Below are 26,660 nucleotides of genomic sequence, written 5' to 3'. Positions count from 1 at the left end.
GGGATGATATTATATAATTTGAATTAAACATTTACACGATAACGGAGAGGACAGAACAGATCTGGAGAAGCGAAGCGTTCGCCTTTATCACTGGATTTTCCCCTTCTATAAGGGATTCGAAAAAATCTGGGGATAACAGCGATCGAAAGATGGTTTTGGCCACGTAGTGCTCTAGTGTAAAATCATTCGTTCAACTTATAGTAATTCCAGGATCGAAACGAAAGGAAGACTAGCCATGCTGAAGGAACGGATTGAATTTCTGAGCAAAAGAAAGCAAATCTCCCGCAAAGACCTCGTGGAAGGTCTGGTTACGCAGGCTCACTTTGCCAATATTCTGGCCGATCGTTACCCACTCCCTGAAGATCTGGCAGAGGCTATTGCGTCACGTCTTGGCGTTACAACTTCCTATCTGTTAAATGCTTCTGCACAGGATGACGAAACACTCGCGCGGGCAGAGGCTATTTTTGAACAAATGTCAGTTCCAGCTTCGGTGATAGCAGAAGATATCGTGCACGCACTTGAGGATCGGGATGATGCGCTGACAGTAGAGCTGACCACGGCCTTAATGAAAGCGGTCTATTACCAACAATTAAATGATGCATCGGCTCATGAATATATACATACATCTTATTTGAATTTTTATCTGGAGAAATACGGCCGTCCTGACGATGTAGATCTGCCGCGTCCGTTAGCCAAGGCGTTATTATATTACAAAGTTCAGTACTATCGTTCCAAGATTGCTTCTGTAGATGTGTTAACGCATGCAACCAGGCTCAGTGAATTGGCCCTTCCGGGAAGTGAATTCTGGCTATCTGTGCAAAATATCAAGATGGAAGCCCACATTCAGGTCAAACAGTACGAAGAGGCCAAGCAGGTGTTCGATCTCATAATGAGACATGTCTATGATCAGCGGCTGTTTCATCGCTTATCCGGTTTATATGTGGCTTACAGCGGATATTGCTTTGCAATGGGACTGGTACAGGAGGCGCTCTCGGCATTAACCATGGCAGAGGCGAATCTGGTGTATGCCGGTAATCAGGGCGATCTGGTCACGGCAATTGCGAATAATCGGATTGTCATGTTAACCATGACGGGGGAACTGGATCAGGCGCAGTCGGAGATCGAGCGATTCGAATCCCTGTTGCAGCAGGAACCCGAAGAAACCCAACAGGCCATGAAGCCGTTAGTGAGTGTGTATCGGTGTGAAGTGGCACTGGCACGAAAAAACTGGGGTGTACTTGCACAAAGTGTGGATCAACTGTTGAATAGTGCAACGACTCAGGATCAGCAGATGAGCGCAACCTTCTACCAAAGCCATCTGGCTCTTGCACATGGAGATCGTGAAGTGTTCATGGAGCGTGCGCTTTCGTGTCTGCCTTATTTTGAGTCCGTGCAGCATGTCATGCGTCTTGAACCTTTATATGAGGGAATGGCCGTGGTGTCCGAGGATCAGCGAAAATATAAGGAAGCCGCCATGTATTATCGGAAGCTGGTCTACCTGTTACGCAAAAAATAGATTGAAAATCGGCTTGGAACCGCCATTTTTTTGCATGATTTTGTTCAACACCGGTGCATTAGGCACAAAATATGCCTCCCAACCTTTCATTCAAGAGTCGTTTTCGGCTCTTTTTTTTGCGGAATCAACCGAAATGTATGTTAAAGAAACGAAAATCCAGTGGATTAATCACCGGTTTTTTCGTTTCTTTTGTATGCAGTCAAAAGGGTATTCAAGGACAAGCCGTCCTGTTTATACTTTAACTATAACCAAAAACAAAAAAACGAGGTGTTCATTATGGGATGGTTTGGTAAAAAGAACAAGCAGGAAGATGCGATTGCGAAGGCGGATAAAATGATGAATAAAGGACTTACCGGCATGATGATGAAAGGTTTTGTATCAAAGGAACATCGGGAAGCCATCAACCAGAGTCTGGATTCGGCGAAGCAGGCACAACTGGCGGCAAGTGGTTCCCTTCCCTTAACTGCAACAGCCACGGTAATCACGATTACCGATACGGGTAAGCTGATCAATTTTGATCCAATTGTTGTGCTTGTTCTGGATGTAACAGAGACAAATGGCAATCAGTATCAGCGAACATTGGAAACACTGGTGTCCAAGATGCAGATTCCACGCGTGGGAGATCGGGTGGGACTGGGGCAAAATCCAGCGAATCCGACAGAGTTGATCTACATGGGATTGTTGTCCGAGTAGAAGGTGCTCAAACTGCAAGATGGTAGGTTATCATTTAATGAATGCAATTAACAACGAATAATAGAGATAGAGAGGGTGGGGCAGATGGTAGGTTTCCTGAGATTAATAGGTGTGTTGACTGTATTCGGGGTGGGATTCTCCCCATTTCTGGCACAACAGTTGTGGAATGATCCTTTTATCATTATGCAGGCATGGTGGTATACACCAGCGATTTTTGCCGGATTTGGGCTGATCTTTATTCCCACCATTTTGGCTAATATCTTCGGCGTCGGGAGAGTGAAATCAGGATTATCGGCGGTTGGTGTCATTAAAAGCATCCAGCAGACGGGTACGTATATTAATGAGCAGCCGGAAGTTCGACTGGGCCTGACCGTCTCGCTTAAAGGGCGTGAGAAATACGATACCGAGTTGAGAACCATTATTCCGTTGACGTCCATGGCTCAGTTCCAGCCGGGCAGCTTTATTCCGTTAGTGGTCTCCGTGAAGGATGAACGGAAGGTAGGGCTTGATCTGAAAGGACGACTGTCTCAGGAAGATATGCAGCAATTGCTGGATGAAAAGATGGTGCAGCATGGCGTGGCTCCTGAGATGATGGATATTGCACGAACGGGCGAGAAAGCGATGGCCAAAATTTTGGATGTTACTCCACTTGGAAGCGGAGGTAATGGCAAAATCAAACTGCAGCTTACGCTTAGTGTAACGAAGTCAAATGGAGAGACATTTAAGGTCACTATGCCAAAGGAAATTTATCCATCTACCCTACCTCAGGTTCAGCAAGGTCATATTATTAACGTGATCTACTCGAAGCAGGACCCGTCAAAGTTGGTGCTGGCACTGAATGTACAGGAGGGACAGTTAAGTGACCTCTTCTCATCCTGATGCTGTATGAACAAAAAACCTGTAACATCACGATGCTAGTGATGGTGCAGGTTTCTTTTGTGTATTTTATTTTGGGGAAAATCTGGATGAGCTTAGCTTAAGATCAGACGATGCCCAGGCGCATCCGATAAGAGAATAGGACTCGTCTCGATTCTCCATCAAAAATGCGTGTAGCCAGCTGTCTAAATTCGTCTGCTACCTCGAGCAGATCAGTGGCTCCGAGTTTCACTGCCGTTTGCAGACCTCCTTGGCTTAGTGCCAGATTGACGTATCGGTCCGCATCGAATGTTTCCCGATGATGAAACAAAATTTCACGCGAATAACGGAACAAGCCGGACTGCTGAATCTGCTGCAAATGTCCGTCTTTACTCCATTTATGTGCTTGATTTTCCTGAGGAGCCAGACTGGCAGCTCGATGATCTGCCTCCGTATTCAAATGCAGATAGGCTTGTTCCAGCTGCCAATCGACCACTGGTGGCCAGTCACAGTCGTAGGCAGCAAATATGCCGCCTGGACGCAGTACACGCGCAAATTCGCGCAGTGTGGACTGGGGCTCCATCCAGTGGAACGACTGTGAGCAGGTCACGATATCCACACTGCCATCAGGTAGTCCCAGTTCGTGGGACAGGCCGGAGACAAAGCGAAGATGGTCCGGTTTGCCTGCGGCTTCCCATTTGGACTCTGCGACAGCTCTCATATCATCGCTTGGTTCGACGCCAATAACACGTTCTGCCTCATTTAGCCAAATCCATGACGATAAGCCCGTACCACAGCCAACATCTGCGACCAAGCGAGGTTTGCTGCCCAAATAATTCGTCAGAATATCTACGACCTCGGTGGGCGCAGCGGGCCGGTTCTGGTCATATAACGTACCGAAACCTTTGAATCGTTCCACATTGTTACGTCTAATGTCTTGCATGGACAAACCTCCTTCAGGAAATGGATAGATAGCAAAAAAGTAAAAGAATCAACAGATGATCAGAGCTACATTATATCATTCATTTTCCAACCTGTTGTTAACGACCTGTTGTAAATGTTCTACCGCTTTGATATGTCGCCTAAGCAGTTCCTGTCCAACGTGTGCAGGCTTGATTACGGTCAGGTCAGATCCAAACGACATCAGGAAGGAGTACAGCCATTCTCCCTCATTGAGTTCAAGGGCAATGCGCAGCCTGCCGTCGGGCTCTTTTTCAACGCGTGATGGTTCAAAAAAATCATACACCCTATACGCAATAGAGTTGGAGAACGACAGTTCCAGAGCGATTTGGTTGATAGAGACTTGTGTCTCATTTTCCGTTGATCCGATGTTCATGTTGTTTCGGGGAACCCTCGGCAGAAATTTCAGCTGGGTAATGCGTTTCATTTTGAACGTCTGAAATTCGTTTCGGTCGTGCTCGTCGTGAATGTACCCCTTGAAATACCAAGTACTGTTCTTGAACAAAAGTTTGAGAGGTTCAACCGTCGGAACACTCTTCTCTCCATCCGAATTGACATAGTGAAACGTAATCCATTGATTGGTGAAGATCGCCTGTTTGACCTGATTGAACAGTTCCCTCTCTTGCAGTGGAATGCTGCCCCATGGCGAAAAGTCGAACTCGATCCAATCCAGCTTGTGATCAAACAGGGCGGTTAAACGTTTGAGCATATGGGCAGTGTTAAGGTGAGGGATGGCGCTGACGCTATATAATCCAAGCAAAATTTCATTCTGATCATCTTCGGACAACAGGGATTTGTCCATGACAAAGTTGTCCATGAGATGGATGCCGCCATGCTTTCCGGTTGTCGTGTATACGGGAATACCCGCCGCACTCAGTCTGTCGATATCACGATACACCGTGCGCACGGATATCTCGAACAAACGCGCGAGCTCGGGTGCGGTAGCTTTCTTTTTCTCTAATAACAGCAATAGCATTCTGAATAATCGGTTATTTTCCATGCCGACATTATACCATGACAATAGGTGTCAGGGTATGGGTGGTACACTGGATGTATAGTGTTAGGAAGATCAAGAAGGAGGAATTGATGATGTCGATGAAAGAAGGATTTTTCTGGGGTGGCGCTACGGCTGCCAATCAGTTTGAAGGTGGATGGGACAAGGGTGGTAAAGGCCCAAGTACTTCCGATATGATGACAGGTGGAACGCACACGACACCACGGCGGATTACGCCTGTACTGGAAGAGGGTACGTATTATCCGAGCCATGAAGCGGTTGATTTTTATGGTCATTACAAAGAGGATATTGCCCTGATGGCTGAAATGGGCTTCAAAATGTTCCGCATGTCCATTAACTGGTCCAGAATCTACCCGAACGGTTATGATCTGGAGCCAAACGAAGAGGGATTGCAGTTCTATGACAACGTCTTTGCCGAGTTGAAAAAGTACAACATTGAACCGCTCGTGACCATTTCTCACTACGAGACACCATTTGGTCTGACCCAGAAATATAACGGCTGGGCTTCGCGCGAAGTGATTGATTGTTATATCCGATATTGTACAACCCTCTTCAACCGATACAAAGATCAGGTGAAATACTGGCTGACCTTCAACGAGATCAACTGTCTGACAATGCCAATGGGGGCTTATATGGCTGCAGGTATCCTGTTTGAAGGCAAAGAGACATTGATCGATGGCGTTGATGATCCACAGACCCGCTTCCAGGCGCTGCATCACCAATTTGTTGCAAGTGCAAAAGCAGTGAAGCTGGGACATGAAATCAATCCTGATTTCCAAATCGGCTGTATGGTCGCTTTCATGACAACATATCCGAATACATGCAATCCGGACGATATTTTGCTCGCGCAGAAGAAGGACCAGCTGTCCAACATGATCTGTGGAGACGTACAGGTTCGTGGAGCATACCCTGGATTCGCCAAACGTTTCTTCGCCGAAGAAGGCATCCAGATCGAGATGCAGCCGGAAGATGCACAGACTCTGCGTGAAGGCTGCGTGGACTTCTATTCCTTTAGCTATTACATGTCCTTGGTCGAGAGTGCGGATGAGTCGTTGGATAGAGCAGAGGGAAATCTGCTGGGCGGCATCAAAAATCCGTATCTGGAAGCTTCCGACTGGGGCTGGCAGATCGATCCGAAAGGATTACGTTACACCCTGAACCACCTGTATGATCGTTACCAAATTCCATTGATGGTTGTGGAGAACGGGCTGGGTGCAGTGGATGTAGTGGAGGAAGATGGCTCTATTCAAGATGACTATCGGATTGATTATTTGAGAGGTCACATTGAACAAATGAAAGAAGCCGTTGCCGACGGTGTGGAGCTTATCGCTTACACGATGTGGGGATGTATCGACTTGGTCAGCGCATCCACGGGAGAGATGAAGAAGCGTTATGGCTTCATTCATGTGAACAAGGACAATGATGGCAATGGTGATTTCAGCAGAACACCGAAGAAGAGCTTCCACTGGTACAAAAAAGTCATTGAATCCAATGGCGAGGAGCTCTAAGTTGCCACTGTAAAATAGATTCATAATGACGTAAAGAACCTCACTGGTGCTGGATGCACCTGTGAGGTTCTTTACGTTTGGTTTGTTTTCAAGCATGGGTTGGATCATTGCATGGTGAGCGAAAAAACCTAAGCGAGAGGTTTGGACTGTAACAGGGAAAGGCGTTCCAGATGTCGCTGATAGAACCATATGCATACGGCAAGCCAGCATCCACTCAGAAAGTACCCACCCACTACATCACTGGGATAGTGTACCCCCAGATAAATTCGGCTCATTCCAATCGTCAGGATAAAGATTGCGCTCACGATAATCATGAGTACGCGTCCAGTCGCTGTCGGTACATGCTTCCAGATCAGGAAGGCCAAGCCGCCATACAAGCTGAACGCTGCCATCGAATGGCCACTTGGGAAGCTGTAACCACTCACCTCAATAATCCGGTTAATCGTAGGTCTGGCGCGCTGGAATACCAGCTTAATCAATGCATTTAGCAAAGTCGAGCCTGCAATGACACAGGCCAGGAAGAGCAGTTCGCGTTTGTGCCTGAGGTAGATATACAGCACAAGCATGGCGAGAATGGTAATGACAACCACAGGCACTTCGCTGCCAATCCAGGTAAAGAGCTGCATGAACCGTGTCATTCCGGGTGATTCCATGCCCTGAATCCAGCCAATCAAGGTATCATCAAAGGTGTGAATCTGATTGTCGCTGATGGACAGGGCGATACTTACAAATGCAATGAGGCATCCCGCTGCAACGAGCAGCGGGATGGAGATATTCTTTTTCCAATTCTGATTCAAGTGACGGTTTCCTCCAAGGTGTCTGAATTCTAATGATGCTCAATACAATATTCGTATTATGCTATAATCTTACAATAAATATCGCTTCAAACAAAATGTGAACGATTACAAGATGGGTGTTGCAATCTGAGCCGGGGGTGAAAGGATGAAGCGCTTAGTATGGTTTGCATTGATTTTGTTGTTGGTTGGATTGGGTTACACAGTATTCCCTGGGGAAAAAGCTTATGCTTGCAGCTGTGTAGAATCGAATGCTCAAGAGAAACTGAAGACGTCCACATCGGTTTTTACAGGTAAAGTTGTGAAAAGGGGTGGGACGCAAATATTCAGCCCTGACCGATTGAGAGCATATACCTTTGAAGTGGATACCGCATGGAAGGGTGTTTCTTCTAAACGAATGACTGTCATGGGTAATGATGCCGGTTCGGAATCTTGTGGGATTCAATTGGAGAAGAACCAATCCTATCTGATCTTTGCTTATAAGAATAAAATGGACGATAAGTTGCATACGAATCTTTGCAGTGGCAATGTTTCCATTGATCAAGCTGGAGACGCGTTAAAGCTGCTGGGAGCAGGAAAAGTAGTGAGTCAGGATGATTTTGAAAAAACCGATCAAGGACGAAGTTGGTCATTTTATCTCATCATATATGGTGGGGTTATTCTATTGCTTGTATTGGTAAGTGGCTGGATCTGGAGAAGGAAGAAGCGCGCGTGATGTTAGGATCTGAATTAAGGGAGAATGGCAGTACGGCAACGGAAGAGAAAAGAAAATCCCCGTGTGGAACGTTGAGATAAACGCGTTCCATGCGGGGATTTTATACATTTTGTCGGATAATCGTACCGATTCAATTAGTTTAACTGCAGCATATATTCATAAGCCGTGATACCGAATACTCGTTTAAAGTGTCTGTTCAGATGAGTCAGGTCGACAAAACCACATTCGGCTACAGCGGAGTAAACATCCTTATGCGTTTCAATGGACTGTCTGGCACGCTCCACCTTACAATTCAGAAAAAACTGATAAGGCGATATGCCGGCATGGGACTTGAACTCGCGGATAAATTGAAACTTGGACATGTTGAATTCCGCACTCAGGTCGTCCAGCTTCAGAACATCTTCAATACTGCAAAACATCATTTCTTTCGCTTTTCGAACCAGATTGTCCTGAGGCCGCCATAACTTGGTGTCCATTTCCGACTGGGAGAGTAATTGCAACAGGCCCAAGAGCAGTTCACTGCATCTCGCTTCATCCTGTCCGTTTTGAACAGCATCATTCAGCATCAGGATGCTTCGTGCAAGCACAGGGTCATAGACGATGGGGCTATTAAAACGCAATTCCTTTTTCCCTAGAACCTCTTCGACCAAATCCGGCTTCAGATATAGCATGACATAGTCTATGCCGGCTTTGTCATAGGAACTTCCATCATGGGACTGCTCCCGGTTGAATAACATCACGCCGTTTTTGTGGGAGGCCTGATAATGTCCGTCCAGATGGTATTGCTGAATACCGCGAAGCGTGACTCCTACTGCATATTCCTCGTGGCAATGCTTTTTATAGGTGAAATCCGTAAAGCTGGCGGATAAAGCCAGTACGTCCTGTGATTTCTTATAGTTAAACAATTCCATGCTGCACACACCTCCCGCGCGTTAGATGATTCCTGATACCATGATGGCTGAGTATAACAAAAAAAGGGCCATTAGAATACTCACTGCTTTTTGATGACGATTGAGTAAGGTTCTGAAGATGGAGCCAAACACGGCCCAACTGGAATAGGCCAAGAAGCCGATGATGGTAATAATGATCACGAACAGAAACGTTGACATGGTGCTATCGTAGTACGGCAGAACATAACTGGGAATGACAGTGAACGTGAACAGAACCACTTTTGGATTCACAAACTGCATGATTAAACCGTTTAGAAACCCCGTAACTTGCTTCGATGCCGTCTCGGTGGAACCCATTTTATAGACTTGATAAGCCAGATATATCATATAGACACTACCCACGATCTGCATCACATGGAGAATGCCAGGCAATATCTCAGCGAGAAGATGATTAAGAAGAGCAGAAGCAGCTAGTAATAAGCCAAATGCAACGGTGGCACCCCACACATACTCCATCGTTTTCCGGGGGCCAACCTGCCCGACGGAAGTGAGAATCACAATATTGCTGGGGCCAGGTGTAAAGGTAACGACAATACAATAGATGAAAAAAGATGTAAGATTCATAGGGCCTCCCCGAGTTGTAGTTACATGATCATACTCCGGGGAGGCATTGGCTTATAGTACATTATTGCAGCAGAATGCACATGAGTAGGAAAAAAACATAACTTTCCAGCTAATAGAAACGTCATAGAAGTAACTACTCTGATATCGAGGTGATTAAATGAAAGCTGTAAGTAAGTTGCTGTTCCTATGTATGATACCTCTTTTATTGTCTGCCTGCTTAAAAAATGGGGAAGGTATCCAACCGATCAATAATTTGGATCTGAGTCCTCCAGTTGAAATTTCATTTGAAGAGGCGGAAGCTAGGACCCCGTTTGAAATCAAACAACCGTCAGTTCCTTTCCAAGTTACTCAAAAATCAGCGAGGATTTTAGATACCAATGGTACATTTGAAGCAGTCGAAATCACGTATGCAAATACCGACGAAGGATTGAACCTGATCACTATGATTACAAACTCAAAGGTGGATACGCCTCCGAAGGGGAAGAAAGGTCAAAAATTATCTAATGGCTCTCAAACATGGGACCAAGGAGACGGTAATGTAAGTGCCATCTATTGGAGAAACGAGGGTTTAACGTACTCTCTTATTTCAGGGAAAAACAACAATCTTGAACCGTTATACGATTATCAAACATTAGTTGAAATAGCAAATACATTAAAATGAAGCATAAGGCAGTTCTCTTTTAGATTGAAAATAACACCAAAAGACTCAACCTCACTGTATGTAGAGAGGAAGTTGAGTCTTTTGGTTACTGTATTAAAGTACCTGTTCAATGAATAAAGACTGAAAGGTTAATTTACATTAAGGCATCCAGAAAACGAGTTGCGATGCCGAAATAGATAAACAACGACAATATATCATTCAACGTTGTGATTAATGGGCCGGAGGCGACCGCAGGGTCTACTTTGAAACGACTGAGCAGAAGAGGAATACAAGTACCGGTCAATGTTCCGATAACCAGGGTGAAGAATAGTGATACTCCAATAATCGCTCCGAGCAGCCAGTCACCTTGCCAGAAATAGGCGATGACCGTGATCAGCAAACCGCATACAAGTCCAATCATGGTGCCTACTTTAATCTCTCGGCCAATAAGCGCGAGCACTGTAGCCTTGTCCAGCTTTCGTCCAATCAAGCCACGTACAACCACTGCAAGGGATTGTGTACCCGTATTCCCCGTCATACCGGCTATCATGGGCATGAAGAACGCCAGTGCCACAACCTGATTCAGTGTGTCTTCGAAAAAATCCACGATGCTGCCTGAGATCAGTCCGATAAATAACAATAAAATCAGCCAAGGAAGGCGACGTCTGACGGCAACCAATGGTTTGGTATCAAAATCGATATCTTTACTGCCGCCACCCATCTTGGCGATGTCTTCACTGGCTTCGTCCATAATAATATCAATAACATCGTCCATTTGGATAACACCGCATAATCTGCGGTTCTCATCCACGACAGGCAGAGCCATAAACTCATAACGCTGCAACAGTTGTGCGGCCTCTTCCTGGTCCATATCGACTGTTGCATGGATGACACGCCGAGTCATCAGCTCTTCCACTTTGGTGTTGTCATCTGCCTGAGCAAGGGATTGATAACTCACGACTCCAACCAGTTTGCCTTCATCATCGGTGACATACAGATAACTGGTCGCAGGAATGTGCAGCGTAGCCTGCGATTCTCTCAGTGCTTCCTTTGCGGTTTCATGCGATAACAGGGTACGGTAACGATCGGTCATGATTCGTCCAGCCGTTTCCGGTGGATAGTTCAACACGGAGCGGATAATGGCTGAATGGTCGAGATTCATATTGGATAGCAGTTCTTCTCTGCGTTGGAGGGGCAGATCATGCATGAAGCGAATCAGATCACTTTTGTCCATTTGCTGCATGACTTCAAGAGTGCGCTCCGGGCCTAACTGTTCGAATAGATGCACCTGTTCGTGAAGCGTGAGCGCTTCTGCCATGTCGGCGAGCACGTCCGGTTTGAATAAGAGCAAGAAGCGTTTCGTCTCTTGTTCAGGGAACTTTTTATATACCAGAGAAAGGTCGTAGGGATGAAGTTCTTTGGCCCATTTGTAAAATTCGGTCAGGTTTTGGGTTTGCACGAATTGCACAAGGAGCTCCGTAATCTCTTCAACCGAAAAATCTTTTTTGGGATGGGATCGATTCATATGTAGTCTCCTTTCTATATGGGTTCAACAAATGAATATTTACACTGGCACTCCGATGACAGAACAACCTTCCGATCGCTGTTATCCCCAGATTTTTTTGATTCCTTTCTGAAAAAGGGGAAATCCGGGGATAAAGGCGAACGCTTCGCTTCTTCAGGTTATTTCTGTCCTCTCCGTTATTGTGTAAATGTTTGGTTGAACATATTTCAACTCCGTATTCTTAAACGAAATGGAATGGAAGTTAAACAGCGACCACAGGAAATGCATATTGTAATCTTGCTAATACATTCGATATGGGCTTACAAATGAATGCTGCCGGGATATACTTGTTGTAGAAAACCCGATGAGGAGGAGACATGTGGAATCGGTTGTAAGAACACAATTATTATCTCTGGTCGAACCGGAATATCAGAAATTCTCGGCTGCGCTCATTCCGAATATCACGAATCTGCTAGGTGTGAGACTGCCTGAAATACGCAAGATGGCGAAACAAATCGTCAAAGAGGACTGGCGTGCCTATCTGAAAACCGCTGATGATGATTATTTTGAAGAAGTGATGCTGCAAGCGATGGTTATCGGTCATGCCCAAGCAGATATGGAGGAACTTCTGCAACATATTGCCTGGTTTGTTCCCAAAATAGATAACTGGTCAGTATGCGACAGCTTCTGCGGTGGTTTGAAATATACAAAGGCACATCTGGATCAGGTGTGGCATTTCTTGCAGCCCTATCTGGTATCCAACCAGGAGTATGACATTCGCTTCGGGGTTGTGATGCTGTTGAACTTTTATATGGAAGAAAAATATATCAGCAGAGTGCTTGCTTCATTAGATACCATTCATCACGAAGGGTACTATGTGAAAATGGCAGTGGCCTGGGCGATTTCCATCGCTTATGTGAAGCAGCCTGAGGCCACGCTGCGTTATTTGCAGAACAATAACTTGGACGACTTTACGTACAATAAGGCTCTTCAGAAAATAACGGAGTCCTATCGTGTTGATCCCGAGACGAAGCAGATCATCCGCAGCATGAAACGAAAAGTGAAAAAAACGGTTCGTGTGTAGTATGTGTGCATAACGAGAAAAGAAACCAGATATAAACCTACGAGGGGAAAGGACGATAGACGTATGAGAAAGAGCATCAAGTGGACCAAAATGGAATTAGACGGTCGTCCGTGGGTATTGCTTGCCACCGAAAAAGGGTTATGCCGGGTCATCATGCCCAATGAAACGCTGGAAGATTGGAGTAGTTGGATTGGCCGAATTGCTCCTGGAGTGGAGCTCGAAGAGAATGAAGCAGCGTTGAAGCATACCGGCATGATGGATTGGATGGAATCCTATTTTGCCGGAGACAAGGTGGCTTTCACAGACGAAATTCCACTTGATTTGATCGGAACGGCATTCCAACAGCAGGTATGGGCGGAGTTGGGGAATGTTCCTTATGGTGAGACAAGAACCTATGGCGACATTGCTGCTGCGGTAGGAAGACCTTCAGCGGTGCGAGCTGTTGGGGCAGCCAATGGAGCCAACCCCATTCCGGTACTGCTGCCGTGTCATCGCATTATCGGTGCCAACCGCAAGCTGACCGGTTTTCGCGGAGGACTGGAGATGAAGCGAAGACTGCTGGATATTGAACAGATCGAAGGCGTGACGGATGGCGGCCATGCGCGGTTTAATTTCTGATCATCATATTTTCATATAAAAAAGAAGCAGTGAACTATTAGCTAAGTACTTAGCTTGGTTCTAAATATGTACAGGCACTTCCCTAGTGTCTGTTTTTTTTGCATTCTCTAATGTTAGAAGAATGGAAGATGAACGGAAATATTGCGAAAGTAAAGTTTTTGTCTTCCTTCTGGGTTCACGCCGCTATTTTCGCATATACCACATTTTGGGTTATGATGGACGTGTATTACTAGGAAGGCGGAGTCACAGTTCGTTTATGAAATGGATGATCAGGTTATCAGGACTGCTTACGCATACCACCAAGGAAAGGGAAATCGAAGCGAAGAAATGAACAATAATAAAAATACAATTTATTTAAAAATGAGTATTGTGTTGATCGTTGCTACCATAGGTTGTCTACTTGTTGTTCACTACTTGCGTACCAAAACAAACACGAACATGTATCAATTTTTAACGTGGGACATTTTTTTGGCATGGGTTCCATTCATCATTTCATCAACGATTAGTTATGTAAGCAATAGGAAACTTACAAGAACGAGCATCGCACTAGTCGGGGTGATGTGTGCATGCTGGCTGTTCTTTCTACCGAATTCGGCATATCTTTTCACAGAAATTTTGCATGCATTCAGATACTTTGATCCTCAAGGGGAAACTAAATTCTGGGTTAATATTGATTTTTGGTATAGCCTTACCCTAACGTTTGTCGTAGCCATACTTGGTTTACTTCTGTCCATTTGCTCCATACATCAAGTCCACAAATTGTTAAATAAACGATTAAACCCATTTAGCGGTATGGTAGTTGTAGGCGTTGTTTTACTTCTGAGCAGTCTAGGGGTATACATCGGGAGATTTAATCGGTGGAATAGTTGGGATGTCTTGAAGCAGCCTGGCCTCATTTTAAAGGATATCATGACTGATTTAAGTGCAGGCAACAGCATTCTGGTTGAATTTGTGGCTATGGTATTTGTGATTCAAGTTTTGGGATATATTACACTTCGTATACTAATGGGGAAGTCCAATAATATCTAGACGATAATCGTATGGAACACCAACGTTTTAACTATTTTTGCTGAATGAAGTCCTATGGTACCATGGACCACAGAAGATGAATCGGTACTCGATGCTAGATAGACCGAGTGGAAAGAGGGAGTGACCATGTTGAAGCAAGAATACTGGTTAACCAACGTATCATTGGAGCAAAGTTATGTAATGGAAGACGGGCAGGTAACTGGCACCCGGACGAGCCTTGGTCATCTGCGGATTGAAGATGGAGTCATTGCAGCCATCGTGGATGGGGATACGGAATTAACAAGCGAGTTGCCAAAGGTTGATGGTAAAGGATTGCTGCTGTTGCCTTCGATCGAGGAAGCCCATATTCATTTGGATAAAACGTATTATGATGCACCATGGAAAGCGGTTCGACGCATCTCCAGCATTTTCGAACGTATCGAAGAAGAGAAAGTGTTGCTGCCCAAGCTATTACCCGATGCAAAGCGTCAGGCGGAGAGCATTCTGAGCCTGATTCAGGGATATGGTTCCACCCATGTGCGCAGTCATTGCAATATTGAACCGGTCAGCGGGTTGAAACGGCTGGAAGCGACAAAGCAGGCATTGGAGACATTTTCGGGCAAAATATCCTCTGAAATCGTCGCTTTCCCGCAGCATGGACTTCTCCGCTCTAATTCGGTTGAGCTCATGCGTCAAGCCATGGCGGAAGGGGCTACTCATGTAGGTGGACTTGATCCTCACACCGTGGACGAGCATATTGAGAAATCGCTTAACGCAATGGTCGAACTGGCTGTTCAGTATCAGGCAGGCATCGATATTCATTTGCATGATTCTGGAGAACCGGGTAAACAAACGTTGCTGCAATTGGCTGATCTGACCGAAGAAGCAGGACTTCAGGGTAAAGTTACCGTAAGCCATGCGTTCTGGTTCGCCCGTGCGGAGCAGCAAGAAGCGGAAGATATGGCCAAGCGATTGGCCTCCCTTGGTATGAGCGTTGCTTCGACCGTGCCTATCGGTAAAATGATGATGCCACTTCCGATGCTCCATCAACATGGGGTGAACGTGAAGCTGGCGACAGACAGTCTGACGGATCATTGGTCACCGTTTGGGAATGGAGATCAACTGGAGAAAGCCGGCCGTTTTGCCGAATTGTACGGGTATAACGATGAACGCTCCTTGGCTCAGTCTCTTGCATTTGTCACAAGTGGTATCACTCCACTGGATTCAGAGGGACAACAGGTATGGCCGAAGGTAGGGGATACAGCTAGTTTTGTACTGGTAGAAGCAAGTTGCTCGGCAGAGGCGGTTGCCAGAAGGTCTGCGCGACAAGCGGTATGGTTTGAAGGAAGACTGGTAAGTGGATCGGTAGAATAGAGCATACTGGAATGGATGGACCACGGGAAACCGTGGTTTTTTGTTCTGGACCTGTAAGGAAAGAACTGCTAATCAGCAGGTGGAAAAAGAGGAAGGAACTGTTCGCATATACCGCTTTTTGGGTTATTATGGACGTAGTTATCATTTAATTTACTATTTAAGTTGAGGAGTGGTACCTGATGATCAGAGAGGCCGAAGCAAGGGATGTCGAGGTTATTGAAAGGTTGTACAAAGAATTATTACCAAACAACCTGAATACGAAGGTACTGGCAGAGCGGATTGAAGAAGTAAGGGATAATCCCAACAGTTTCTTATTTGTTTACGAAGTCGGTGATCAGGTTATTGGGACTGCGCATTTACATATTTGTCTGGATGCTTTAGTGGAAAATAGACCTTTTGGCGTGGTTGAGCGGGTTATCATTACGGAGCATGTGCAGAGCAAGGGTCATGGATCTGAACTTATGAAGCATATAGAGGATGCATGCATACAGAAAAATTGTATAAAGGTGTTTCTCACCAGCGGTTCATCCAGGTACGAAGCACACGGCTTCTACACGAAGTTAGGATACGATGGGGAATCCAGCAAGGCTTTTAAGAAATATTTATAAAACAGCTCAAGCTTGATTGTATATTCGTATCCATTTTTTTTATGAATAGATGGGAGGATATATAGATGAAAGACATGAACTATTATGAAACTTTTATTGCAGCAGCAGAAGATTGTCCTGTTAAAGTGGCAGAGATCCCCAAAGCCAAAAACGGCGGCAAAACCGTTCCAGTTATACAATATGAAATGATAACAAACCACCCTTATCAATATACGCAAGAGGATGTCATGTTTGAAGTGTTCGCGCAGCGCAATGATATACCCGACGAACAAAGATCCATAGAGAGAACTAAGTTTTTCTCTAAGGGACAACCCTGTCTTCGTACTTCTTCGTTGGGTAAACGTTACGGTTGGGGCATTCATCATAATTCACAAGGGAAAGTGGCGATCTACGCCGTTGAATCCGAAGCATATAAAGAGTTCTTAAACGACAGCAGTTTAAAACATGTAAAGGCGATGCGTTCGAGCCGTCAATAGCTCTATTTGTTGGAGCACCAATGCTAAGCAGTCAGAATTTAAAAGATAACTATAGGGAGGCAGTATGATAGTAGACCTCACTCCAGTAACATTGGCAGAGAAAAGTATGTTATCGAATCTGTATCAACTGTACCATTATGATTTCAGCGAATATACAAGCGAGGATATCAATCAAGAAGGTAAATACGATGTGAATATTGACTTCATTTGGGAAGGGGATAACAGGTGGAGGCCATATTTCATTACGATTTCTGGCACTATAGCAGGTTTTGTTATTGTGCTTCTTGAAAATTTAGATACCGATCCAGATCCTACACATGTAATCTATGATTTTATGATCCTGAAGAAGTTTAGAAGAAGTGGAGTTGGATATGCTGCTGCGATGCAGACATTTGAGTTATACAAAGCCAATTGGGCACTTGCTCAGATGGAGAGTAACACTCCTGCAATAGCGTTTTGGCGAAAGGTGTTAAAAGATTATACAAACGATCATTATACGGAAACATTCAGAGACGATGCCAGAAAGTATATTCAGACATTTAGTACGAAGGAATAAAAACAAACATAGGTTAAGGAGAAAAAAATGAAAATTCGTTCTGTCTCATTAGCTATTTTGAGGAAAGAAGATCGCATTTTGGTTCAGGAAATTAACTTCCCGGATATTTCAACTACTTTCTACAGACCTATTGGTGGAACGATAGAGTTCGGTGAGAACAGTAAGAAAACTCTGATCAGGGAGCTCAAGGAAGAGTTGGATCAAGAGATCGAAGAGCCCCGATTAATTTCCTTTATTGAAAATATTTTTGGGATAGAAGATGAATTAGGTCATGAAATTTATTTTAACTATGAAGCATCATTTATAGATAAATCTCAATACAATCAGGAAGAATTTGTTGGATTAGAAGGTTCTATCCCCTATAAGGCATGTTGGAAACCAATCACTTATTTTTCAACAACAATGGATGATGTAAAGCTAGTTCCTGATGGACCGTTCATTCAAAGGAATACGTTTGAAGAGAAGAACGGGATTATTCGTTACTACATAAAGAAAGATTAGCGTTGTACGCGTATGACAATATCCTGATCATGATTGCCGAACCCGGAACCATAAAGTGTTAATCCCCCGACGTTAGCCCCCTCCTCGTCAACTGTGAAACGAAGCGTCCAGAATGGTTGCTCCAGTTGGATATCCTCGATCGTCACGTCTGACATCCGCTCTCCATCCATATACGTACCCGAGGTATCAACACGAATTGTCTTTAATAATCCATATTGATTCACATTGCGATGCCACCATGTTGGTGTATATTTGCCTCGGGCAGCTCTTCCGAAGTCAGCGGGGCTTGTCCACGTTCCAAGCGAAATGCCGTTAAACGTAAATCGGATATCCGATGGCCAATGATCTCTTAAGCCCGGGGCTTCAGAAGCCAGTTCCACTGAAATTTCAATGGCGTTAGCAGTCTGATCGGGAAGCATATAGTTAGGCGTTTTGTATTCGACATAACCTCTTCCAAACCAAAGGATGGCAGCGTGAACCCGCTCAGGATCAAGAAAGTAGCGTGGGTCGTCCCAAACACCAATTTCTTTCTCGTGCGTTCCAAGACCACAGGTAGGATGGATTTCAAATGCAGTATAGTGACCCACTGAAATTGTCTGCTCTCTAACCCTTGCTGTCCGGCTGGGGGATGGTAGTTCGATCTCGATGTTATTTTGTTTGAGAAAACACAATTTGTGGGTGCCTCCATTCAGGCGTATCCTACGGCTATCAATCAGTCCGGCTTGCTCAAGCTTCCGTATATGCATCGTGACGATGGAGGGGCTAAGTTCTAACGCAGCCGCAATATCCTTGACATTCATTTCGCTAACTGCAATCAAATCCATGATCCTCCATCTAACCTCGCTTGCCAGGGCTTCGTATAACGGTATGAATTTAGGATCTCCGTTCGCTTTAATCATCCTTAACAATCTCCTAACCTGATTTATTGAAATCATATATATATTAATTTAATGAATTTAACTGGACTCTTCAACTCTAATGCATTGAAAGTATGTTTGCGATAGTGTTTAATTTTTTTATCTACTTATGAAGTTGGATTCTTAAATATATGAATTATAGAAAAAGAGGTGGCTCAAATGAAATACAATAATCCGGTTATTAAAGGATTCTATCCTGATCCGAGCATCTGCAAGGTGGATGACACTTATTATCTGGTGTGCAGTTCTTTTCAGTATTTTCCGGGTGTCCCGCTTTTTGAAAGCAAAGATTTATTGAATTGGACCCAAATCGGTCATTGTTTAACTCGAAAAAGCCAGATTCGTCTGGAGACGGTGGGCAGCTCTGGAGGTGTCTTCGCCCCTACAATTCGATACAACAATGGGCGATTCTATATGACCACGACGAACGACACGACGCGTCAGAATTTCTACATATGGACTGACGATATATACGGGGAGTGGTCAGAACCGATTATTGTGGATCAAGGGGGAATCGATCCGGATTTGTATTTTGAAGATGGTAAGGCCCTCTTTATGAGCAACGGGACCGATGATGAAGGGATTGGGGGAATCGTTCAGTGTGAAATTGACATTGAAACAGGTCGCAAAAAGACTCCAAGCCGTTCAATATGGCAAGGATCAGGCGGACGTTATCTGGAAAGCCCACATTTGTATAAAATCAATGGATACTATTACCTCATGGCATCTGAAGGCGGAACCGAATACGGTCATATGGTCACGTATGCGCGGGGAGATTCTCCTTCCGGTCCTTTCGAACCCTATGCCAAGAATCCTGTTCTAACCAACCGTAATCTGGGAGGTTATAAACTACAAGGGGTTGGCCATGGCGACCTGATTCAGGACGAGGAAGGCAACTGGTGGATTTTCCATTTGGGATTCCGTCAGAGTGGACAGTGGCTTACCTATCATCATCTGGGCCGGGAAGTATTCCTTACGCCAGTTACCTTCGACGAGGAAGGCTGGTTTACGGCAGGGTATGAAGGTACGACGCTTATGAGTTTTGACACTGATCGTATTTCCGACACAGTCATTCAACAAGAGAAGAAAAGCTATACGTTCGAGAACACGGATTGGAATCTGGACTGGTGTTATCTTCGTCATCCCAATACAGAAAATTACTTGTTAGAGCAAGGCAACTTAAAGTTAAAAGGAACCGAAGTGACACTGGATGTTCCAGCATCCCCGACATTCATTGGCCTACGCCAAAAAGACTTTGATGCGACCATCTCTGTTGACGTTAGTCTTACGAATGGCGAGGCAGGCATCACCATCTATATGGATGAACAGCACCATTATGACTTGGCCATTCGCAAAGAGCAGAGCGGGTATAAGGTGATTGAGCGTTTGAATATTGGGGATATCAAATCAGTCGAAAATGAAGTTGAACTGGGAAGTGATCATCATGCCACATTGGTTATACAGGCAAGCCATGAACGCTACAGCTTCCTGATTCATGCAGATGGCAAGGACATCCTCTTAGGTACAGCACAGACGAAATACCTTTCTTCAGAAGTTGCCGGGGGATTTACAGGGGTGCTCATTGGTCTTTACGCTAGTGGCGAAGATTCTGAAGCTGAGTTTTCTAAATTTAAGTGTGATTATCTTTGAAAAGGTAAGGGGAGGGACATTTGTTCCTTCTCTTTTTTGTCATTTCTCGTGATTTCTCAAACAAAAGTGTAGTAGCACTTGTTTATGTATTATATGCCGCAAGCAAATAACGAGTTGTATGCTGAGAGAATAGAATACATAGTACACCATATTCGGATTACCTGCGAGGAATAAGCTGTAGTAGAGAGGGGAAAAGGCATGAATGATAGTACTTCATATTCTTTAGTCGTTGCGAATCAAACTAGCTATGCCAAGTACTTTGCGACGTATAGAAAGAATATCTGGTTTAGACCGAGCTGGGCATCTCTTCAAGAAATGATGCTAGACGCAAGTGATTGTTATTGGATCTATCAAGACAATCAACGAGTGGGCGGGATTTCTTTGACAAGCAGTGAGCTCGGATCTTTCTTCATGATTCCTCCGTCCATGTTGACTGTAGATCTGGTTCATTTCTTAAAGAATTATGCCATTCAAAATTCAGGGGGTCAGTCAAAGGTAGATGCATACAATGTTCTGGCTGAACATATTGATGTGTTGAAGTCGGCTGGTTTCGAAGTGTTAAACACAAGAAAATGTATGATTAGACCTACAGAGAAGATTGAAAATGACCTCCATACTAATTTTATTTCTATTAAACCCAAATTGGAGCATTTGCCAAGCATTGTTCAAGTCATGAACGAATCATATCGTGGAGGAATGGATGAAGGGAATCTGGATACATATCGGAATGACGTGAGTTATTATTTTGAACATAACCGTCAGGATGAGCTGTTGAATGCATCATCGGTTTTAGTAGATAAAAAGACGAACGAAGTCGTTGGGTTTTGTTTGATTTCGATGTGGGAGGATATGCCTCTTGTGTATGATATATCGGTTAAGCCGGGCTATAGTAATCAGGGTCTAGGAAGATATATGTTATACAAGGCGATTTCTCATTTGGAAGGTTTCTCTCCAACCATTCGTTTGTTCGTTACTATGGGAAATAAGGCTGACTATTTATATACCAAATTAGGTTTTCTTTCAGGAGAGGAAGCATCTCACTTGGTTTATAGAGTCGTGTAGAGAATTGATGATAGATACTATACTTAATGAAATCGAAGGGAGGACTACATGGAAGATCAATGGAGAATTGCAGCGTATGATCCTGCTTGGAGGCACATGTTCCTCGAGACCGGAATGAATTTTAGAGAGGCGTTGGGAGAAAAGGCTGTGCGGATTGACCATGTCGGATCAACTTCCATCGTCGGAATGGATGCCAAGCCGATCATAGATATACAAATTTCCGTATCTAAGTATGATAGTTTGCTTAACTACAAGCATGAAATTGAAGCGGCCGGCTTCGTATTCAGAGAAGAAAATTCGGATAAAACCAAGCGATATTTTCGCGAAGTACCCGGAAGCAGGAGAACGCATGTACATGTAAGACAAGCAGGGAGTTTCTCTGAGCAGATGAACTTGCTTTTTAGAGATTATTTGAGGGAACATCCAGCGGATCGATTGAAATACGCGGAAGATAAGCACAGGCTTATGGCATTATACAAGGACCAGCGTCCAAAATACGTGGAAGGCAAAGGACCGATGGTGTGGAGCATTATTAGAGAAAGCTCATATATGGTCTCAAGAAATCGGGTGGCAACCGGGAGAATCTGACGCATAGGAACATTCATTGTATATGGATAACCTTATGGGAGTGATGAGATGAAAATTGGAAGAAAGCTGCTGACGACTGTTCTAACCATCATTAGTTTTACTTTAATTGCAAGTATCATATCCATGAATGAATCCTACAGCTTTGATTTTTATATTCTTATTTATCTTGTATATGCGACTCCCCTGATCACATTGATCGGGTTACCGTTATCTTTATTGCTGGACTATCTGTTGAGCAGAATTCAGTTCGTTAATCATGCCTTGTATCTAAGTTTGAGAATACTGGGTTACGCATGTGCTGGAGTCTTAGGTATGTTTATCTATTATTTACTCATGGGCGCTGGAGAAGAAATTTTAAATTTTAAAGAGTCGTTAGTTTTGACTTTATTTGGCGTTCTAGCTGCTATACTATTTGTGTTGATCGATGTGGGATTGGAAGGTTTGTTAACGGTGCGAAAACGGAAGAAGGAGTCATAACAATTGCTGATTTAATATTATTATTCAGGAGGAATATAAGATGCCAACCCACTGTGCACTTCTTGTTATCGATGTTCAGGTAGCCATGTTCGATGAATCAGATCCCGTATATCAGGGTGACGTATTGCTTCAGAAAATACAACACGTCATTTCCAAGGCTCGGCAAAAAGGTCACTCCGTTATCTACATTCAGCACAGTGAAGGAGCAGGCAGTCCCCTTGAGCGTGGAACGGCAGGTTGGGCGATTCATCCGTCCATTGCGCCGATCACGGGTGACCTTATTATTGAAAAGCAAACCCCGGATTCGTTTCACGAAACAGATCTGAATCTGAAATTGCAAGAAAACGGAGTGACGGATCTTATTCTGACTGGCATGCAGACGGAAATATGCGTGGATACGACTTGTCGCAGAGCAAGTAGCCTTGGCTATGCAGTAACCTTGGTTCGTGATGCTCACAGCACATGGAATTCCAATATTCTTCAAGCTGAGCAAATTATAGAACATCACAATTCTGTTCTGAGCATGTTTGCGAATGTGGTGGATACCGAAAATGTAATGAATGGATGAGATGGATTGACGTTTAATAAAAGAATATTTAATCTTTCAGCCTGGCTTGCTGTGTTGGCAGTCATTTTTATTCCTGGAACAGCCTACACGGAGGGTACTTTACGAACAGAGTATGGTTTTCCATTCCGGTTCTTTACTGATTATCACTATAAGACACCTGATGATACGATCTGGTTTCTTTCCAGTGTAAATGTGAATGCCCTTCTTTATCTGTTTAATGTCCTGTTTATATACGCTGGAATTCATGTTTTACTCTATGTAAAGAAGAGAATAACGACGCCAAAAGAGTAGGAGCTGCGACGATCGCGGCTCTTTTATTTTTACCATATCATGGGTTATGATAGGAGGCACGAATAGAGTGAGACCCAGAAGCAAGGTTATGGACAAGAAATGATGCATGCGTTAACCCGATTGTTTTCCGAGCTTGGTTATAAGGAAATCAGAATCAATGTGGCGCTCAAAATTGGCCTGCATTACGATTTTGGACCAAATGGGGATTTGATCAGATTAGCGGGATTTACGGAGACCTTGAATATTCAGATAAGACTTTTGCCAATATGGAACTGATCAAAACAGTTAAAAAGCATGATATATAAATTGAACTAAACATTTACACGAGAACGTAGAGGGCAGAAATAACCTGAAGAAGCGGAGCGTTCGCCTAAAAGCTTTCTGAAAGAAAGCTACATCGGAAGCATACGCTATCCCCGGATTTTCCCCTTTGAAAAGGGATTCCAAAAAATCTGGGGATAACAGCGATCGGAAGGTTGTTCTGTCATCGGAGTGGCAAGTGTAAATATTTTTTAGTTAAATATATAGAAAAGGAGAATGGCTAAATGGAATCTTTCTTTCGTTATAACTGGATCGTGCGTGAGCAATGGTTTCAGTGGTGTGAGGATGTACCGCTTGAAGAGCTGCTTCGGCCTCGAACAGGCGGGGTAGGCAATATATTGCAAACGTTTTTTCATATCATTGATGTAGAGTGGAGCTGGCTCCAAGTATTGCAGGGCAAACCGGATGGTATGGAGAATTTTGATAATTATAAAACACTGGAAGCCGTACGACAATTCGATCGTAAGCTGCGACCTGATGTGGAGGCATTTGTTCTATCCTGGGACCCCGGCATGGAAAAGAGACCTTGCATCGATCCCGAATTGGATAGCACCGTCGCCAAGGAATCGTGGGGAGAAGTGATGCGACACGTGATTGCTCATGAGATTCACCATATGGGGCAATTATCGGTATGGTCCAGAGAACTGGACAAGAAGCCTGTGTCTGCCAATTTCATTGGTAAAGGACTTATTACACCTGACAACTAGAGAGAAGAGGAGACACTATGATTCATTGCAGAGAAGCTAGAATTGGGGATGGCGAGGGGATTAGCCAATTATCCCATCAACTGGGTTACACCAGTACAACAGAAGAGATCATCGAAAGGTTGAATCGAATAAGCTCAATGACTGATCATTATGTTTGCGTAGCTGAGATCGATTCCCTTGTTGTGGGTTGGGGGCACGTACAGGGAAGATATTCTATCGAAAGTGTAGCTTTTGCCGAGATTGGTGGCTTGGTTGTCGATGAGCATCATAGAGGTGCGGGAATTGGTAAAAAGATCATGAGTGAATGTGAGAAGTGGGCACGGATGAACGGGTTTAACAAGATTCGCGTGCGATCAAGCGGTAAAAGGGAAGCTACGCATCGGTTCTATATTGCCATCGGATATAATGAGACGAAGTGGCAGAAGGTTTTTGATAAATCATTATAAAGATCTATGGAGTATCAAATGCCGTTATTTCTAATTTCACAGAGAAGGGTCGGACAAAATGAGTATAACGCTGGAAAATATCCGCTGGGTCGAGTTGAACGAAGAAATTCGCTGTCTGCTTGAAAAACCATACAAGATGCTTCCCCTGTCACCAGGACTGGAAGCAAACGTTGTGAAGATAGAATGTACAGATCACAATTATGTGTTAAAGATCTGGAACAAGGACTCCAAACCCAATATTCGCAACCAGTATGAACTATTATCTGAACTATACGAGAGTGGAATACAAGTCTCCCAACCGTACGGTTGGGGCATGGATGTGGATTCTAATCAAGTCCTGTTAACAAGTTATGACGGGGAACCTATAGCCAAGTTAAGCAAAACCAAGCTGGAGCAATTGGCTCAAAAGTTAATTCAAGTCCATGGTTATGATGTAAAGGATACAGGTAACGCGGCTGCAAATTACATACCACAATATGATTTCGTTGGATATTTTTTTCCCTCCATTGAACTGCATGAGGATATGCATCAGATTCTGACGACCCTTCTTCAACGAACTGAGTTGAGGCAAGATCATTTGATCCATGGTGATTATAACCTGGGAAATGTTCTGGAGGCAGGTGATCAATATGCGATCATAGATTGGACAAATGGGCAGCGCGGTGATCCAAGGTACGATATGGCATGGTCCATTTTTTTGATGACGGTCTATGCGGGGGAACGAAACGGTAAGATGTACAGTGCTCTATTCAAGAGTCTGACGGAATACACACCAGATGATGCGGAAATTTTTGAAGCGATGGCTTGTTTGCGCTGGATCTTATTAAAGCGAGTGTCTAATGTTCCAATGGGCCCGGGTGTGATGCAGCGGATTAAAAAGATTATTGGCAATAATTCATATTTAAATGATGAACTGCTGTAGTATTGTCCTAAACTGTCCTTCCCTGCATACCTATGGTATAGAGGAGTGTGATGGGTATGGAAGAGAAGGTGCAAACCTATTTTGAACTGAAACAGCAGCAAAAAGAAATTGAACAACGTCTATCTGTGTTACGAGATGAGATTGTCGGGTATTGTGAGGAGCAGGGCGTCTATGAGACGCAAGTTGGCGGATACGCCGTGAAAACGGTGCTTCAGCACCGCAAGGAATATGATGATCAGAAGCTGTATGCTTCCCTTCCCGATCCGGACATCTGGCGACTGCTGTCCAAGGTGGACAGCCATAAGCTGAAAAGCCTGATCAAGCTGAACATACTCACTGAGGAGCAGATTAGTCCAGCTTGCACGGTGAAGCTAGTAACATTATTACAGGTGGACAAGTTGTAACCCTTCGCACGGCATTATATATTAACCATTCTATATCGTTATCACAAAGCACCTTCCAAGGCATATTGCTCTGTTGCAATCATCGACGGAATACGGAGGTGTTTTTGTTTTTGCGTGGAAGCAAAAGCTGGCCTTTGTATTCGATCAGCAGCTAAGCCAAAGAAGCCGTTCTGGAGTAACATTAAGGAGTATCAGTCATACTTTCTTTGTCATTCACACATATATGAAAACGCTCCCCGAGGAGCTGATTGAATCGGTCATGAGGTGGCCGGTTTTTCGTATTATCAGGTTAGCCAGTAATTACTGGTTGGCCTTTTTTTGTGGTCGTTTTACGATGGGGGAAGCCGGGAGAACGTGGCGGTTTTAGG

Annotated in this window: 30 protein-coding genes; 23 read left to right on the top strand and 7 right to left on the bottom strand. The window is 44.2% G+C overall.

The genetic code is table 11. The features are described from left to right. The first annotated feature begins 235 nt into the window (after window positions 1-235). From CRO25_RS29505 to CRO25_RS29495, 3 genes are all read left to right on the top strand, one after another. Complete coding sequence (locus tag CRO25_RS29505) at window positions 236-1,516, top strand: transcriptional regulator (RefSeq protein ID WP_079697424.1); 1,281 nt, start codon at window positions 236-238, stop codon at window positions 1,514-1,516. A gap of 276 nt (window positions 1,517-1,792) precedes the next feature. Beyond that, window positions 1,793-2,209: a hypothetical protein gene (locus CRO25_RS29500; protein ID WP_079697423.1), complete on the top strand. Its 417-nt coding sequence runs from the start codon at window positions 1,793-1,795 to the stop codon at window positions 2,207-2,209. A gap of 84 nt (window positions 2,210-2,293) precedes the next feature. Further along, window positions 2,294-3,088 carry a hypothetical protein gene (locus tag CRO25_RS29495; protein ID WP_079697422.1) on the top strand — a complete coding sequence of 265 codons (795 nt, stop codon included), beginning with the start codon at window positions 2,294-2,296 and terminating at the stop codon, window positions 3,086-3,088. 103 nt (window positions 3,089-3,191) lie between these two features. Here the strand turns inward: CRO25_RS29495 and CRO25_RS29490 are convergent, their stop codons facing one another. Further along, complete coding sequence (locus tag CRO25_RS29490; protein WP_079697421.1) at window positions 3,192-4,007, bottom strand: class I SAM-dependent methyltransferase; 816 nt, start codon at window positions 4,005-4,007, stop codon at window positions 3,192-3,194. A gap of 75 nt (window positions 4,008-4,082) precedes the next feature. After that, window positions 4,083-5,000 (bottom strand): YafY family protein, encoded by a 918-nt coding sequence (locus tag CRO25_RS29485; RefSeq protein WP_079697459.1) that lies wholly within the window; start codon window positions 4,998-5,000, stop codon window positions 4,083-4,085. Window positions 5,001-5,113: 113 nt separating this feature from the next. Between CRO25_RS29485 and CRO25_RS29480 the strand changes: the two genes are divergently transcribed. Then, window positions 5,114-6,547, top strand: coding sequence for a glycoside hydrolase family 1 protein (locus tag CRO25_RS29480; RefSeq protein WP_063565260.1), 1,434 nt, complete (start codon window positions 5,114-5,116; stop codon window positions 6,545-6,547). A 128-nt stretch (window positions 6,548-6,675) separates the two neighbouring features. On the opposite strand, the gene CRO25_RS29475 is transcribed toward CRO25_RS29480, so the two are convergent. Beyond that, the gene (locus CRO25_RS29475) at window positions 6,676-7,344 is read right to left on the bottom strand and encodes a phosphatase PAP2 family protein (protein ID WP_063565261.1); all 669 of its coding nucleotides are present in this window, start codon (window positions 7,342-7,344) and stop codon (window positions 6,676-6,678) included. 145 nt (window positions 7,345-7,489) lie between these two features. On the opposite strand from CRO25_RS29475, the gene CRO25_RS29470 reads away from it, so the two are divergent. Next, complete coding sequence (locus CRO25_RS29470; protein WP_079697420.1) at window positions 7,490-8,056, top strand: hypothetical protein; 567 nt, start codon at window positions 7,490-7,492, stop codon at window positions 8,054-8,056. Window positions 8,057-8,190: 134 nt separating this feature from the next. Here the strand turns inward: CRO25_RS29470 and CRO25_RS29465 are convergent, their stop codons facing one another. Further along, on the bottom strand, window positions 8,191-8,967 hold the full coding sequence (locus tag CRO25_RS29465) for an AraC family transcriptional regulator (RefSeq protein ID WP_063565263.1): 777 nt from the start codon (window positions 8,965-8,967) through the stop codon (window positions 8,191-8,193). 21 nt (window positions 8,968-8,988) lie between these two features. Further along, window positions 8,989-9,570, bottom strand: coding sequence for a LysE family translocator (locus tag CRO25_RS29460; protein WP_063565264.1), 582 nt, complete (start codon window positions 9,568-9,570; stop codon window positions 8,989-8,991). A gap of 157 nt (window positions 9,571-9,727) precedes the next feature. On the opposite strand from CRO25_RS29460, the gene CRO25_RS29455 reads away from it, so the two are divergent. After that, on the top strand, window positions 9,728-10,231 hold the full coding sequence (locus CRO25_RS29455; RefSeq protein WP_079697419.1) for a hypothetical protein: 504 nt from the start codon (window positions 9,728-9,730) through the stop codon (window positions 10,229-10,231). A 133-nt stretch (window positions 10,232-10,364) separates the two neighbouring features. On the opposite strand, the gene mgtE is transcribed toward CRO25_RS29455, so the two are convergent. Continuing rightward, window positions 10,365-11,735, bottom strand: coding sequence for a magnesium transporter (mgtE, locus tag CRO25_RS29450; RefSeq protein ID WP_064635927.1), 1,371 nt, complete (start codon window positions 11,733-11,735; stop codon window positions 10,365-10,367). Between the two features lie 358 nt (window positions 11,736-12,093). Here mgtE and CRO25_RS29445 point away from each other — a divergent pair, with 358 nt between their 5' ends. The 8 genes from CRO25_RS29445 to CRO25_RS29410 all read left to right on the top strand — a co-directional run bounded on the left by CRO25_RS29445 (window position 12,094) and on the right by CRO25_RS29410 (window position 17,939). After that, the gene (locus CRO25_RS29445) at window positions 12,094-12,798 is read left to right on the top strand and encodes a DNA alkylation repair protein (RefSeq protein ID WP_079697418.1); all 705 of its coding nucleotides are present in this window, start codon (window positions 12,094-12,096) and stop codon (window positions 12,796-12,798) included. Window positions 12,799-12,861: 63 nt separating this feature from the next. Continuing rightward, entirely contained in the window at window positions 12,862-13,416 is a 555-nt protein-coding gene (locus CRO25_RS29440) for a methylated-DNA--[protein]-cysteine S-methyltransferase (protein WP_079697417.1), read from the top strand. A 261-nt stretch (window positions 13,417-13,677) separates the two neighbouring features. Beyond that, window positions 13,678-14,445: a DUF1361 domain-containing protein gene (locus CRO25_RS29435; RefSeq protein WP_079697416.1), complete on the top strand. Its 768-nt coding sequence runs from the start codon at window positions 13,678-13,680 to the stop codon at window positions 14,443-14,445. A gap of 126 nt (window positions 14,446-14,571) precedes the next feature. After that, window positions 14,572-15,798 (top strand): amidohydrolase, encoded by a 1,227-nt coding sequence (locus CRO25_RS29430; RefSeq protein WP_079697415.1) that lies wholly within the window; start codon window positions 14,572-14,574, stop codon window positions 15,796-15,798. Window positions 15,799-15,977: 179 nt separating this feature from the next. After that, window positions 15,978-16,406 (top strand): GNAT family N-acetyltransferase, encoded by a 429-nt coding sequence (locus CRO25_RS29425; RefSeq protein WP_179132299.1) that lies wholly within the window; start codon window positions 15,978-15,980, stop codon window positions 16,404-16,406. Window positions 16,407-16,471: 65 nt separating this feature from the next. Beyond that, window positions 16,472-16,882, top strand: a complete 411-nt coding sequence (locus CRO25_RS29420; protein ID WP_079697413.1) for a DUF6157 family protein — start codon at window positions 16,472-16,474, stop codon at window positions 16,880-16,882. Between the two features lie 64 nt (window positions 16,883-16,946). Beyond that, on the top strand, window positions 16,947-17,438 hold the full coding sequence (locus CRO25_RS29415; protein WP_079697412.1) for a GNAT family N-acetyltransferase: 492 nt from the start codon (window positions 16,947-16,949) through the stop codon (window positions 17,436-17,438). Window positions 17,439-17,465: 27 nt separating this feature from the next. Then, window positions 17,466-17,939 carry an NUDIX hydrolase gene (locus tag CRO25_RS29410; protein WP_079697411.1) on the top strand — a complete coding sequence of 158 codons (474 nt, stop codon included), beginning with the start codon at window positions 17,466-17,468 and terminating at the stop codon, window positions 17,937-17,939. Here CRO25_RS29410 and CRO25_RS29405 read toward each other — a convergent pair. Beyond that, a complete protein-coding gene (locus tag CRO25_RS29405; RefSeq protein WP_079697410.1) occupies window positions 17,936-18,838 on the bottom strand; it encodes a transcriptional regulator in 903 nt (300 codons plus the stop codon). The two genes, CRO25_RS29410 and CRO25_RS29405, sit on opposite strands and share 4 nt — an antisense overlap. Window positions 18,839-19,015: 177 nt before the next feature. Between CRO25_RS29405 and CRO25_RS29400 the strand changes: the two genes are divergently transcribed. From CRO25_RS29400 to CRO25_RS29350, 9 genes are all read left to right on the top strand, one after another. Next, window positions 19,016-20,506, top strand: coding sequence for a glycoside hydrolase family 43 protein (locus tag CRO25_RS29400; RefSeq protein WP_079697409.1), 1,491 nt, complete (start codon window positions 19,016-19,018; stop codon window positions 20,504-20,506). A gap of 198 nt (window positions 20,507-20,704) precedes the next feature. Continuing rightward, entirely contained in the window at window positions 20,705-21,568 is an 864-nt protein-coding gene (locus CRO25_RS29395) for a GNAT family N-acetyltransferase (protein ID WP_079697408.1), read from the top strand. Window positions 21,569-21,616: 48 nt separating this feature from the next. Next, complete coding sequence (locus tag CRO25_RS29390; protein WP_256863783.1) at window positions 21,617-22,156, top strand: GrpB family protein; 540 nt, start codon at window positions 21,617-21,619, stop codon at window positions 22,154-22,156. A gap of 48 nt (window positions 22,157-22,204) precedes the next feature. Continuing rightward, a complete protein-coding gene (locus CRO25_RS29385; RefSeq protein WP_079697407.1) occupies window positions 22,205-22,633 on the top strand; it encodes a hypothetical protein in 429 nt (142 codons plus the stop codon). Between the two features lie 40 nt (window positions 22,634-22,673). Continuing rightward, on the top strand, window positions 22,674-23,201 hold the full coding sequence (locus CRO25_RS29380) for a cysteine hydrolase family protein (RefSeq protein WP_079697406.1): 528 nt from the start codon (window positions 22,674-22,676) through the stop codon (window positions 23,199-23,201). A gap of 836 nt (window positions 23,202-24,037) precedes the next feature. Next, window positions 24,038-24,520, top strand: a complete 483-nt coding sequence (locus tag CRO25_RS29365) for a DinB family protein (RefSeq protein ID WP_079697404.1) — start codon at window positions 24,038-24,040, stop codon at window positions 24,518-24,520. A gap of 17 nt (window positions 24,521-24,537) precedes the next feature. Continuing rightward, window positions 24,538-24,966 carry a GNAT family N-acetyltransferase gene (locus CRO25_RS29360; RefSeq protein WP_079697403.1) on the top strand — a complete coding sequence of 143 codons (429 nt, stop codon included), beginning with the start codon at window positions 24,538-24,540 and terminating at the stop codon, window positions 24,964-24,966. Window positions 24,967-25,024: 58 nt separating this feature from the next. Beyond that, window positions 25,025-25,888, top strand: coding sequence for an aminoglycoside phosphotransferase family protein (locus tag CRO25_RS29355; RefSeq protein ID WP_079697402.1), 864 nt, complete (start codon window positions 25,025-25,027; stop codon window positions 25,886-25,888). A gap of 50 nt (window positions 25,889-25,938) precedes the next feature. Then, window positions 25,939-26,292, top strand: a complete 354-nt coding sequence (locus CRO25_RS29350; RefSeq protein ID WP_079697401.1) for a hypothetical protein — start codon at window positions 25,939-25,941, stop codon at window positions 26,290-26,292. Window positions 26,293-26,660 lie beyond the last annotated feature (368 nt).

It is taken from the genome of Paenibacillus sp. RU5M (assembly GCF_900221055.1).
In the GTDB taxonomy this organism is placed as follows: domain Bacteria; phylum Bacillota; class Bacilli; order Paenibacillales; family Paenibacillaceae; genus Paenibacillus; species Paenibacillus marchantiae.
The sequence above is the reverse complement of the archived record's forward strand: the minus strand, read 5'-3'. Positions and strand labels throughout refer to the sequence as shown.